Source organism: Anaeromonas gelatinilytica (assembly GCF_016820635.1).
Taxonomy (GTDB): Bacteria; Bacillota; Clostridia; order Tissierellales; family SIT17; genus Anaeromonas; species Anaeromonas gelatinilytica.
On the sequence record NZ_WSFU01000054.1, the window covers coordinates 23025 to 37451 of the forward strand.

Annotated in this window: 11 protein-coding genes; 2 read left to right on the plus strand and 9 right to left on the minus strand. The window is 27.5% G+C overall.

The window, feature by feature from the left end; genetic code table 11:
* Window positions 1-17 precede the first annotated feature (17 nt).
* Window positions 18-1886, minus strand: a complete 1869-nt coding sequence (uvrC, locus tag GOQ29_RS04135; RefSeq protein ID WP_203371373.1) for an excinuclease ABC subunit UvrC — start codon at window positions 1884-1886, stop codon at window positions 18-20.
* A gap of 112 nt (window positions 1887-1998) precedes the next feature.
* Between uvrC and GOQ29_RS04140 the strand changes: the two genes are divergently transcribed.
* Both GOQ29_RS04140 and GOQ29_RS04145 read left to right on the plus strand, forming a co-directional pair.
* Entirely contained in the window at window positions 1999-2688 is a 690-nt protein-coding gene (locus GOQ29_RS04140; protein WP_203371374.1) for a hypothetical protein, read from the plus strand.
* Window positions 2689-2710: 22 nt separating this feature from the next.
* A complete protein-coding gene (locus GOQ29_RS04145) occupies window positions 2711-3343 on the plus strand; it encodes a YgjV family protein (RefSeq protein ID WP_203371375.1) in 633 nt (210 codons plus the stop codon).
* Window positions 3344-3364: 21 nt separating this feature from the next.
* Here GOQ29_RS04145 and uvrA read toward each other — a convergent pair whose 3' ends face one another.
* The 8 genes from uvrA to GOQ29_RS04185 all read right to left on the minus strand — a co-directional run bounded on the left by uvrA (window position 3365) and on the right by GOQ29_RS04185 (window position 14245).
* On the minus strand, window positions 3365-6190 hold the full coding sequence (gene uvrA / locus GOQ29_RS04150; protein WP_203371376.1) for an excinuclease ABC subunit UvrA: 2826 nt from the start codon (window positions 6188-6190) through the stop codon (window positions 3365-3367).
* Window positions 6191-6217: 27 nt separating this feature from the next.
* Window positions 6218-8182, minus strand: coding sequence for an excinuclease ABC subunit UvrB (gene uvrB, locus GOQ29_RS04155; protein WP_203371377.1), 1965 nt, complete (start codon window positions 8180-8182; stop codon window positions 6218-6220).
* 100 nt (window positions 8183-8282) lie between these two features.
* Window positions 8283-9305, minus strand: coding sequence for a hypothetical protein (locus GOQ29_RS04160; RefSeq protein WP_203371378.1), 1023 nt, complete (start codon window positions 9303-9305; stop codon window positions 8283-8285).
* A gap of 67 nt (window positions 9306-9372) precedes the next feature.
* A complete protein-coding gene (locus GOQ29_RS04165; RefSeq protein WP_203371379.1) occupies window positions 9373-10557 on the minus strand; it encodes a S41 family peptidase in 1185 nt (394 codons plus the stop codon).
* Between the two features lie 143 nt (window positions 10558-10700).
* Complete coding sequence (locus GOQ29_RS14970) at window positions 10701-11834, minus strand: murein hydrolase activator EnvC family protein (protein ID WP_203371380.1); 1134 nt, start codon at window positions 11832-11834, stop codon at window positions 10701-10703.
* 12 nt (window positions 11835-11846) lie between these two features.
* Window positions 11847-12743, minus strand: a complete 897-nt coding sequence (ftsX, locus tag GOQ29_RS04175; RefSeq protein ID WP_203371381.1) for a permease-like cell division protein FtsX — start codon at window positions 12741-12743, stop codon at window positions 11847-11849.
* Complete coding sequence (gene ftsE / locus GOQ29_RS04180; protein WP_203371382.1) at window positions 12733-13419, minus strand: cell division ATP-binding protein FtsE; 687 nt, start codon at window positions 13417-13419, stop codon at window positions 12733-12735. Before ftsE ends, ftsX begins: the two co-directional genes overlap by 11 nt.
* A 478-nt stretch (window positions 13420-13897) precedes the next feature.
* Window positions 13898-14245: a protease complex subunit PrcB family protein gene (locus tag GOQ29_RS04185; RefSeq protein WP_350445969.1), complete on the minus strand. Its 348-nt coding sequence runs from the start codon at window positions 14243-14245 to the stop codon at window positions 13898-13900.
* Between the last annotated feature and the right edge of the window lie 182 nt (window positions 14246-14427).

The window sequence follows — 14427 nt, forward strand, 5'->3', positions numbered from 1 at the left end:
TTGATTTAATAAATATTCTATTTCTTATTTCTAAAATAGTTATATACTGACTCAGCTGACTTAATATTCATTCCCTCTACATTCTTTAATTCTTCAATTTCTGCCTTCCTAATCTTATCAATTGATCCTAATTCTCTAAGCAATGCCTTCTTCCTCTTTTCTCCGATTCCAGATATATTATCTAAAACTGATTTAAACATTCTTTTATCTCGTAAACTTCTATGATAACTTATAGCAAATCTATGAGCTTCATCTTGAATTCTTGTAATCAATTTAAATACTTCACTGTTCTTAGATATTTTAATTTCTTTATTTTTAAATATTAAGCCTCTAGTTCTATGAAAATCATCCTTAATCATACCACATACTGGAATATCTAGATTAAATTCTTTCATAACTTTTAACGCAATATTAACTTGTCCTTTACCACCATCCATCATTATTAAATCAGGTAAAACAGAGAAACTCTCAATTCCAATTTTATTTTCCCTTATCAATTCTCTTTCTTCCATGGCTCTATTAAATCTTCTCCACAATATTTCTTCCATACTCCCATAATCATTAGGCCCTTCTATGGATTTTATTTTAAATCGCCTATAATCACTACTTTTCTTTTTTCCACCTTCAAAAACAACCATTGATCCAACAGACTCAACCCCTTGAATATTAGATATATCAAAGGCTTCTATTCGATTAGGAATATACTCTAAATTTAATATTTTTTTCAATTCTATTAATATTCCCTTACTTTCTGCCATATTTCTCTTTATCCTATCACTATATTGATTTAAAGCCTCCAACGCATTTTTTCGTACCATTTCCATTAAATGATTTTTCTCTCCACGTTTAGGCACTTTAATATATACCTTTGAACCTCTCTTTTGAGTAAGCCATCTAGATACTAATTCAATATCTTCATACTCATCTTCCATTAATATCTCTTTAGGTATATAGGCAGTCCCCATATAAAATTGCTTTGTAAAGGCAGATAAAATTTCCTTCCTAGATTGTCCCTCAATATCTGTTATTACGAAATGTTCTCTACCAGTTAATTTCCCATTTCTTACAAAGAAAATCTGAACAATGGCATCATCTGTACCTTTAGCCATAGCAACTATATCTTGATCTACAATATTTGTTGATACTATCTTTTGTTTTTCTAAAATATGTTGTAAGGATAATAATTGATCCCTATATCTAGCCGCTTCTTCAAAATCTAAGTTTTTAGAAGCAGTATTCATCTTATTCTTAATTATATCTATTAACTTTTCCTCTTTACCATTTAAAAACATTATTATCTCATTAATCATTTCCATATACTTATCGTGTTTTACATTCCCCATACATGGAGCCAAACATTTACCAATATAATAGTTCAAACAAGGTCTTTCTCTAACTTGCTTACCTTCTTCAAGTTTCAACTTACATGTCCTAATAGGATATAGATCCCTTATTATATCTAATGTACTATTTACTGCTCCACCGCTAGTATATGGCCCAAAATATTTGGCTCCATCTTTTAAAATTTTTCGTGTTTTTATAACTCTAGGATATGATTCATTAGTAGTAATCTTTATATAAGGATATTGTTTATCATCTCTTAGCAAAACATTATATTTGGGTTTATGTTTTTTAATTAAATTTGCCTCTAATATCAGTGCCTCTATTTCTGAATCAGTCATTATATATTCAAATTCTTTAATATGACTTACCATCGTTCTTACCTTAGTTGATTTAACTGATGAAGATTGAAAATATTGTCTAACTCTTTTTTTGAGACTAATTGCCTTACCTACATATATAATTTGTCCTTTACTATCTTTCATTATATAAACTCCTGGATTATCAGGAAGCTTTTTTAATTCTTCTTGTATATGAAAACTCATATTATATCATCCTTTTACAATTTTCTTTCATAATTATATAATATCATAATTGAAGTAGTCGATAAATTTGGTTATAATAAGCTTATAAAAAGAAATATAAGGAGGTTAAAACTTGTTAGGAACTAAACACACCATTTTATTTTTTTTAGCATTTTTCTTAACCATATTTTTAGTTACTATAATAGGAATTATATTCTCACCTTTTATTAATAATATTAGTGATTATATTTATTATAATATAGTTTCTCCTATATTATTTACATTTTATTTTTTCACTTTTATAGCATTTCAAGGAATTATAAGAAAAATATATACTAATAAATATATAAACGAAAATCAAATTTTAATCAAATCAAAAGCAAAAAAATTTCAAATAAATGAAAAATTATTGATATATTTAGTCATAATATTAATATATTTTAGTTCTATGATAAGAAACTTTTCTATTCAATCAATAACATTACCCAAAGTTTTATTATTCATTTTATCTATAATTATTATAGAAATTGCCTTAAAATTTTCATCAAAATCATTATATGGTTATTTTACTAAGGATTATATTATAATATCAGGAATTGATTTAAGAATTAGTTTACCTATTATTTATGGATCCAATATTTTAAATGATTCTAACGTATATACTTATAATGATATTAAAGAATATTTTACATTTCCTGAAACAATAGAACTATACTTGATTGGAGAACAGGGAAAATTAGTATTTAATACAGATAATGAATTATCACGACAATTTCTTGGTATTTTAAAACAAAAGAAAATACCAATGAAAAAATTTAATTAATTATTTAAAATGGAGGTGAAATATGCAAGTAGATTTGTTAGAATGGTTAGGATATATAGCATCATTTATAGTATTAGTTTCATTACTTATGTCTTCTGTTATTAAGCTTAGATGGATTAATCTATTAGGCTCTTTAATATTTGCAATCTATGGCTTCCTAATTGGAGCATTACCTGTAGGAATTATGAATTTAGGTATAGTATTTATTAATATTTATTATTTAATTAAAATATATGGCTCTAAAGATTATTTCAAAATCTTACCTATAAATACAAATACAGATTATTTTCAATATTTTCTAGAATTTTATAAAGAAGATATTTTAAATTATTTTTCTAGATCAAAATTTGATATTGATGATTCAGTTGTAAATATTTATATATTAAGAAATATGATACCGGCTGGAGTATTCATAGCATCCGAATATGATTCTAATACCTTAAAAATTGAACTAGATTATGTTATACCCGAATATAGAGACTTCAAGATTGGCAAATATCTATTTGAAGACCAAAAAAAGCATTTTTTAAATAAAGGATATAATAAATTCGTAAGTATATCCTTAAATAATAAACATGATAAATATCTAGAAAAAATGGGATTCACTAAAATAATAGAAGATGGAAATGATTATTTCGTTAAAGAGATAGAATGAGTATATCTAGATATACTCATTCTATCTATCTAATATTTTCTTTAAAAATTTACCAGTATAAGATTGCTTTACTTTTGATACTTCTTCAGGCGTACCTTCAGTTACTATAGTACCTCCACCATCTCCTCCTTCAGGTCCTAGATCTATAATATGATCGGCTACCTTTATTACATCTAAATTATGTTCAATAACTAATACAGTATTACCACTCTCAACTAATTTATTTAATACCTTAATAAGTTTATGAATATCAGCAAAATGTAATCCTGTAGTAGGCTCATCTAGTATATACAATGTTTTTCCAGTACTTCTCTTACTTAATTCAGTAGCTAATTTAATCCTTTGAGCTTCTCCACCAGATAATTGTGTTGATGGTTGACCTAAATGAATATATCCTAATCCAACATCATTTAATGTCTTTAACTTCCTTTTAATTTTAGGTATATTATCAAAAAACTCAACTGATTCTTCTACAGTCATATCTAATACATCAGAAATAGTTTTACCCTTATATTTCACCTGTAATGTTTCTCTATTATATCTCTTCCCTTTACACACTTCACATGGTACATATATATCAGGTAAGAAATGCATTTCAATTTTAATTATTCCATCTCCACTACAAGCCTCACATCTTCCACCTTTAACATTAAAACTAAATCTACCTTTTTTATAACCCTTCATTTTAGCTTCAGGAGTCATTGCAAACAGTTCTCTTATATAATCAAATACTCCAGTATAAGTAGCAGGATTTGATCTCGGAGTTCTTCCAATCGGTGATTGATCTATGTTTATTACCTTATCTATATTTTCTATTCCCTTTATATCTTTATGAGAACCAGGTCTTGCTTTCCTTCTATGAAGTTCTTGCCCCAATCTATTATATAATATTTCATTTACTAATGTACTCTTACCTGAACCAGAAACTCCTGTTACACAATTAAATACACCCAATGGTATTTTTACATCTATCTTTTTAAGATTATGTTCTTTAGCACCTATTACTTTTATTTCTTTTCCATTACCTTTCCTTCTTTCACTTGGGATTTCAATCTTTTTCTTCCCACTCAAATATTGACCTGTTATAGATTCTTCATAAGCCATTATTTCTTTCATAGTACCTTGTGCTATTATTTTACCACCATTTATCCCTGCTCCAGGACCAATATCCACAATATGATCAGCAGCAGCCATTGTATCTTCATCATGTTCCACTACTAAAAGAGTATTTCCTAAATCCGTAAGATTTCTTAAAGCTTCTAATAATCTATCATTATCTCTTTGATGAAGTCCAATACTTGGTTCATCTAATACATATAATACTCCGACTAAACTTGAACCTATCTGAGTAGCTAATCTTATTCTTTGAGATTCTCCACCAGACAATGTCCCTGCACTTCTAGATAAATTTAAATATTCTAATCCCACATTACTTAGAAATTCTAGTCTACTATTTATCTCCTTTAGTATTTGATGAGCTATCATTTCCTCTCTTTCAGTAAGTTTAAGCTTTTTAAAAAATTCTAAACTATCTTTTATAGACATTTCTGTTATTTCGGCAATATTTTTATCGTTTACTGTAACAGCTAAACTCTCATCCTTTAATCTTGCCCCATGACAATCACTACAAGGTATAATACTCATATAACTTTCTATTTTATCCCTCATATAATCGGATCGTGTTTCATTATATCTTCTTTGAAGATTATTTATAATCCCTTCAAAAGGGCCATTATACATCTTATGTCCACTAAATCTACTATCAAAAGAAAATTTGATGTTTTCACATTTAGTTCCATATAATAATTCATCTATCATTTCTTTTGAAGCTTCCTTAATTGGGGTATCTAAATCAAATTTATATTTTTCAACAATGGTCTTAATTATTTGATAATAATAAGTGCCTTCTCCAGCTCCACTATACGGAGCTATTGCTCCTTGATTTATAGATAAATTTTTATTAGGTATAACTAATTCCCTATCAACTTTCTTATGATTTCCCAATCCGTTACAAGTTGGACACATACCAAAAGGATTATTAAATGAAAACATCCTTGGAGAAATCTCCTCTAAGGCTATTCCACAATCTGGACAAGCAAAATTTTGACTAAACAATATATCTTTACCACCAATAATATTTACTATAGCTAGTCCTTCTGATAATTCCAATGTTGTTTCTAAAGAATCTGCCAATCTCTTTTCTATGTCTTTTTTAATAATTATTCTATCTACTACTACTTCAATAGTATGCTTTTTATTTTTTGCTAGTCCATTTAATTCATTTATATCAAATATTTCTCCATCAATTCTAACTCTAACATAGCCTTCTTTTCTAATATTCTCTAATAACTTTTTATGTTGTCCTTTTTTCCCTCTAATAATTGGTGCTAATAATTGAATCTTAGTCCTTTCTTCTAATTCCATAACCTTATCAACCATCTGATCTATAGTTTGAGATGTAATCTCTTGTCCACACTTAGGACAATGAGGAATACCAATCCTAGCAAACAATAATCTAAAATAATCATAGATTTCAGTAACTGTTCCCACTGTAGATCTAGGATTTCTATTTGTTGTTTTTTGATCAATTGAAATAGCAGGAGATAATCCTTCTATATATTCAACATTCGGTTTTTCCATTTGACCTAAGAATTGCCTTGCATAGGCAGAAAGACTCTCTACATATCTTCTTTGTCCTTCCGCATATATAGTATCAAAAGCTAGGGAAGATTTTCCTGACCCACTCAAACCTGTTAATACTATAAATTTATCTCTAGGTAACTCTATATCAATATTTTTAAGATTATGTTCCTTGGCTCCTTTAACTATAATTTTGTTTTTTTCCATTTTATCCCTCTTTCCCATTAGACGCAATTAATTTTCATTAAGCGATGCTATTTTATCCCTTAATTCCGCTGCTCTTTCAAATTGTAAATTTTCTGCTGCCTCAATCATTTCTGTTTCTAATCTAATAATTATATTTTTAATTTCTTCTTTAGACATATCTTTACTTGTATTATATTTTTCTTCTTCTTCTGCAATTTTAGTTGCTTCAATAACATCTCGAATAGACTTTCTTATAGTAGTAGGAGTTATACCATGTTCTTCATTATAAGAGATTTGTATACTTCTTCTTCTATTAGTTTCACTAATTGCTCTATTCATAGAATTAGTTATTTTATCTGCATACATTATAACTTCACCTTGTGAATTTCTAGCTGCTCTTCCTATGGTCTGTACCATAGAAGTTTCAGATCTTAAAAATCCTTCTTTATCTGCATCTAAAATAGCTACTAAAGAAACCTCTGGTAAATCCAATCCTTCTCTTAATAAATTTATACCAACTAAAACATCAAATTTTCCCAGTCTTAAATCTCTTATTATCTCCATTCTTTCAATAGTTTTAATATCTGAATGAAGATAAGTTACCTTTATTCCTATTTCTTTAAAATAATTAGTTAAATCCTCTGACATTTTTTTAGTCAAAGTAGTCACTAATATTCTTTCATTCTTCTCAACTCTATTTTTAATTTCTTTAACCAAATCATCTATTTGATGGTCTGTAGGTCTTACTGTAACTAAAGGATCTAATAATCCAGTAGGTCTAATAATTTGTTCTACGATTTCTTCAGATTTCTCAGCTTCATAAGACCCAGGGGTAGCACTTACAAATATCATTTGATTAATATGATTTTCAAATTCATCAAATCTTAAAGGTCTATTATCCATAGCCGATGGTAATCTAAATCCATAATCTACTAGGGTTTGTTTTCTAGATCTATCTCCAGCATACATTCCCCTTACCTGCGGAATAGTAACATGAGATTCATCCACAACTATTAAAAAATCATCTGGAAAATAATCTATCAAAGTATAAGGTTTACTTCCTTTTGATCTTCCACTAATATGTCGTGAATAATTTTCTATTCCATTACAATATCCCATTTCCCTTAACATTTCTATGTCATACATTGTTCGTTGTTGCAATCTTTGAGCCTCTAAAAGTTTATCCTCTCTTCTCAATTCTTTTAATCTTTCCTCTAATTCATTTTCTATATTTACAATAGCTTCTTCAATTTTATCTTGGGATGTAGCAAAGTGTGAAGCTGGAAATATAGATACATGACTTCTTCTGCCGATTATTTCTCCAGTCAATGAATTGACTTCCGTGATTCTATCAATTTCATCTCCAAAGAACTCAACCCTTATAGCATTTTCACTTGAAGAAGCTGGAAATATTTCTACAATATCTCCTCTAACCCTAAATGTTCCCCTAATAAAATTAATATCGTTTCTTTCATATTGAATATCTACTAATTTTCTAACTACTTCATCCCTATCTTTATTCATACCAGGTCTTAAAGATACAACTAAATTTTCATAATCTATTGGATCTCCTAAACCATATATGCAAGATACACTTGCAACTATTATTACATCTTTTCTTTCAAATAATGATGCTGTAGCTGAATGTCGTAATTTATCTATTTCATCATTTATTGACGCATCTTTTTCTATATAAGTATCACTACCAGGAACATAAGCTTCTGGTTGATAATAATCATAATAACTTACAAAATATTCTACAGCATTATCAGGAAAAAACTCCCTAAATTCACTAGCCAATTGAGCTGCCAATGTCTTATTATGAGCTATTACTAATGTTGGTTTTTGAACTTTTTCTATTATATTAGCCATAGTAAAAGTCTTACCAGAACCCGTTACTCCTAATAAAGTTTGAAACTTTTTATTATCTTCTATTCCTTTTGCTAATTTATCTATAGCCACTGGTTGGTCCCCAGTAGGTTGATATTCTGATTTCAATTTAAATTTTTCCATTTTATCACCTCTATATTGCTCTTTTGAAGAACACCCGTTCGTTACTTATTATATGTTTACTTTTAAATTAAGTCAATAGATATATTTATATTTTTACCCTTTATTTTTTAATATAATTAGCTATTATAGGAGGAGTATTTATCAATGGTATTATATTTAGTCTATATGAACTCATACTTATATTTCTTATTTTATTATCGTTATCAATATATTTTATAGAATAAAATTTATCATATTTTGAAATTATTTTTTTTATATCATTTACATCATTTACTTTACAATTATTAATTTCAACTATAATGTCTAAAGGATGCAATAGATTATTCTCATCTATTACATCTAAAACTTTTACTCCCCTTTTCGTATTTAAATATTTAGTATCTTCATAATTTTTAGTATTATATCTTATAATCAATTCATGTTCGATTATTAAACTTATAGACAATAATATTACTAATCCTTTATTTGGATAAACTAATGAAATAAAAAAAACATTAGTAATACCATAAATAAAAGAATTAATTCCATATTTATTAATCCTTTTCTTCACTTTACCACTACTTATTAAATTTCTAAATCCTAATATCAGCGGTAAAATAATAATATTACCATTGATATTTACGATTATCGGAAGTAACCATAACAAATCAAAATAATAACCTGCCATAATTATCCCTTTTCTTTCTAAATACATAGGACTTCTATTTCTATAACCATCCAAATAAATAAGAATTCCTTCTATTAAATGAAATATACCAATCAGATATAAAATATTTATAGACTTATCAATATTATCTGTTAAACAAAATACTATTGATACTATACTTCCGCCATAAACTATACATAAAAATCTCTTGTTTATTAAAGACAACATTAAAGAAACGATATACACTAACAATATATATACATCAATTTTTATATTAAAATATTTTATTAATAAGCTAGTCATAATTCCCATTAATATACCCAAAATAATGTTGTTCAATAAAATTTTTTTGCTATTCCTTATCTCACTACCAAATAATAATACTTCATTCTTTCTTTTTCTATTCTCTTTATAACATATAGTTAATATACTTATAATAATTAAAGGATTAATTAATAATAAATATTCTATATTCAACACCTCCTATAGTGAGTATTGCCTATAGAACAAATAATTTACACAAAAAGAAAAGATATAGGTAGCCCTACATCTTTTCTTTTAGAACCTCTATAGCCTTATTAAGTTGTATATCTTCTTCTATATTTTCAACGCCCCATTCTACATTTTCTGGTAGTTCAACCTCTATATCTGGTTTTATTCCTTTTCCATGAATGTTTATTCCATTAGGTGTAAAATATTCTGAAATAGTAAGCTTAAATCCTGACCCATCACTTAATTGTTCTATTCTTTGTACAATTCCCTTTCCAAACGTAGTAGTTCCTAATATAGTTCCACTATTAGTATCTTTTACTGCTCCAGCTAATATCTCAGATGCACTAGCACTGCCTTCATTCACTAAAAGAACTAATGGAATATCTAACTTATCCTTATCAGAATTATAATATTCTTTTTCTCCATTTTTTGTTTCAGTATAAACAATGGGAGATTCTCCTATTAATAAATCAGCAATATCGGCAGTTTGCTGTAATAATCCTCCTGGATTATTTCTTAAATCAATAATTAAACTTTTCATTCCACTATCTTGTAATTCAGAAAGATGTTTCTTGAAATCATCATATACTAATTCATCAAATTGAATTATTCTAATATATCCAATATTTCCTTCAAGCATTCGAGAATTAACACTTACAAGACGTATTTCTTCCCTAGTTAATGTTAATGTTAATTCTTCTTCCTCTCTTATAATAGTAAGATCAACATCAGTTCCTGGTTTACCCTTCATAACATCTACTGCTTTATCCATTTCTTCAGCTAAAAATTCTTTATCATCTACTTTAATTATCTTATCCCCAGGTTTTATACCAGCCTTTTCCCCTGGAGTATCTTCTATAGGAGATACTACTGTAATATAATTATCCTCTCCTGGAGTAACAATGATTCCCACTCCTCCATAACTTCCCTCTGTTTGATCCATGAAATCACTAAATTCATCTTTAGTCATGTACACTGAATATGGATCATCTAAAGATTGGAATAATCCTTTTATTTGTCCATCTAACATTTCTTTTTCTGTAACTTTATTTAAATAATTTTGATCAATATATTCTTTAAGATATGCAACCTTATTTGCATTATCTAATTGATTTTTAGGTATTATAACCTTAGAACCTACAGTTAACTGAACCATATTATCTAATAAAAAAGTCCCAGCAGCTGTTAATAAAACTAGTACTAAACCTATTGCAATAGCTTTCTTTTTTGATATCATTAAATTCACCTCAAGTAAATATTCTAATAATTAAGTCTATTAAATACACGTTAACATTATACCACTTAACTATTACCTTTTCAATTTTTGAATTATAACTCAAAAAACAGAGTACAAATTAAATTTGTACTCTGTTCTTTCAATTATTTTAAATATGATATTGGATTCATATACTTTCCATTTTTTCTTACTTCAAAATGCAAATGAGGTCCTGTAGAATTTCCAGTACTACCACCAAGAGCTATCGCTTGACCAGCACTAACATTATCTCCTACATTCACTAAAAGCGATTGATTATGTGCATATAAAGTTACCATTTGTCCTCCATGGTCAATCATAACAGCTTTCCCATAAGTACCCTTCCATCCAGAAAAAATTACCTTTCCACTATTAGCAGCTACCACTGTAGTTCCATACTGTCCTCCATAACTTATATCTATACCTGTATGGAAACTCTTTGATCCACTAATTGGATGAATTCTATTACCAAAAGGAGAACTAATTCTATTATGTCCAGGAACTGGCCATTTATAAACTCCTCCTACATATTCCATAGTAGAACTTTGCAATTTTTGAATTTCACTAGTAATACTATTAGCTTCTTTATTAAGTTGATTTTCTAATTTTTCTAATTCAGAATACTCTTGTTCTAACTTACTCTTCTTTTTTTGCTTTGATCTATTTGCCAATTGTAATTTTTCTTTTTCTTCTTTAACTCTACTTTGTTCATGATTAAACAATTTTTTCTTTGTTTCAAGTTCTTTTTTCTTATCTTCAATTATATCTCTTTGTTCTTGCATATATTTCAAGAGCTCAATATCTTGATCTGCTATTCTTTGAACTAAATCTAATCTACTAAGCAAATCAGTAAAACTCTCCGCTCCAAGCAAAACTTCTAAATAACTAACATTACCATTCTTATACATTACTCTTAATCGTGAATTAAGAGTTTCATCTTTATCCTCTATATTTTTCTGTGCTTTATCTAATTCTTTTTCCGTAACTTTCATCTCATCTTGTACTTCACTAATCTTACTTTCTATTTTTTTTATCTCTTTTTCAGCTTCACTTATTTCTGTATCCAATTTTTCAATTTCTTTTTTTGCTTCAGATAGTTCGCTATCTTTATCTTTTAATTCATCTTTTGTATTTTCTAGTTTGCTTTTAACTTCTTTTTGTTTTTCCTTTAATTCATTAGTATTATCTGCATATGCCATACTTAGATTAAAGAATATGGTTAAGATAATCACCAATGAAAATACCTTCTTTTTCCTCACCATAACACCCCCTTAGACTTTCAAAAATCTTCTTAAGGATACTACACTTCCTATAATACCAATCCCAATTCCAATAGACATAAATATAAGAACTACATCACCAAAAAGATTATAATACGGTATCATATAAACATTAGAAAAAACATAAAGTTGTTTACTAGCTACTTCAAATAAATACTTATAACTAAATTCTATTATAAATATTGATACAATGGAGCCAATAATTCCTAATAATATTCCCTCTACTATAAATGGTCCTCTTATAAAACCATTAGTTGCTCCTACATATTTCATTATATTGATTTCTTTTTTTCTAGCTGCAACAGTTATCTTAATAGTATTAGAAATAATAAATATAGATATTAATACTAATATACCTATTATAACCAAACCACCATTTCTTACTAATGTCGATATATTTACCATCTTTTCAATAATATCTCTAAAGTATTTTATATCTTCTATACCTTCCATATTTTTGACACTTTTCACAATTTTTTCTGATTCTTCAATATTATCTATTCGTATAATTAATGAATCTGGAAATGGGTTCTCCTCTAAATCTTCTAATAAATATGCTTTATCATCCCATTGTTCTTGCATATCTTTCAATGCTTCTTCTTTAGATTTATATCTTATTTCTGAAATACCATTAATATTCTCCAATTTATCATTTAAATTTTCTATCTGTTCTTTTGTTGCATCTTCAGCAATAAATATTTCTATTTCATCAAACTCTTGCTCTAACATAACTGCAAGATTATTTACATTCAATACCAATACCAAGATAATACCTAATATAATTAGTGTAGATGTAACTGAACCAATTGATGCTAAACTCATCATTCTATTACGCCAAACACCTACTAAACCTTGTTTTAGGGTATATAAGATTGTCCTAAAATTCATAGTCATAAACACCCTTTCTGTCATCTTTAATAACTCTTCCTTTGGATAATGCAATCACTCTCTTCTTCATAATATCAACAATATCCTTAGCATGAGTAGCCATTAAAACTGTTGTCCCTCTTCTACTTATGTCTTTTAATATACCCATTATTTCCCAAGCGGTATCTGGATCAAGATTCCCTGTAGGCTCATCTGCAATAAGCACAGTAGGTCTATTTACAATCGCTCTTGCAATGGATACTCTTTGTTGTTCTCCTCCTGATAATTGACTAGGAAAACTATCAGCCTTATCACTCAAACCTACTAACCCCAATGCATTAGGTACTTGTCTCCTTATTTCCTTTGGAGTACTGCCTACTATTTCCATAGCAAATGCTACATTTTCATAAGCTGTCTTATTTTCTAATAATCTAAACTCTTGGAAAACTATACCAATAGAACGTCTTATCTCTGGTATACCTCTATTACTAACTTCTGTTATATCTTTATCATTAAAAATTATTTTCCCTTTATCAGGATTTATTTCTTTCATAAGTAATTTTATCAAAGTAGATTTTCCAGCTCCACTAGAACCTACCAAAAATACAAAATCACCTTTTTCTATGTCAATATTAATATCATTTAATGCTACAACACCTTTTTTATACTTTTTTACAACGTTTTGTAGATGTATCAATGTCTTCACTCCTGTCTGGTTTTATAAATCTACAACAATTTATGTTTTTTTATTTATTTATTATGACTCAAAATAGTCATATTCTTTTAAATTATCTTCATTGTATTATAAATCATTAACTATAATTAACATTTCCCAAACTCAAAATATATTATTAAGATAATATTACTTATAAACTATTATAATAAAATTTAAAGGAAATTAAAAGGACTTTTTTCAATAATTTTGTAACCATTTAGAAACATTTTAGAAAAATGCTCTATTTTTTGTAATTAAATAGTAATATTTAATATTTTTATTTACACTTTTATAATATAATCTTAATCATTAATATACATTATAACATTTATATGCAAATATGCAAAAAACAGAAGAATTAATTCTTCTGTTTTTTGCATATAAATGTTTATATATTAATCCTCTAAAAATTTACTAATTTCATCTGTATAATTAGCTTTTTATATAATATAAAGTTTTATCATTCCTCAATAAATTTCGTTTCAAGATAAATTCTCTCTGGTAATGCTTCAAGCTCAGTAACAGCTACTATAGTTGGATATGTAATCACCTGAGGTACTATCTCATCTGGTTTAGGGTCTTTATATTCTGCATAAACAATTAAATCAAATTTATCTTCATTAGATTTCTTTTCAATCTTATCTATTGTTACTCTATATCCATCAGTTCTTTTTTCCCCTCTTGTAACAATAACATATATCTTCTTATCTACTTTACAAGCAAGAGCTCTTTCTTCTTTTTGATACTTAGGCAATAACTGCTGTATTTTATCAGGTATTGCATCTTCTTCGATAACTTTAAAAGCCACTTTTTCATCCCCCCGATCCAACAAAAATTTAGGGATAAAAATAACACCTAAGATAATTATTAACAAGATAATAATTATCCATAATTTTTTCATACAACCCCCCCTATTTAACTTAAAAATCACTGAATATCCTTTATATTTCTTCCATCTAATAAATAATATTCCATCTATAGAGGGATTAT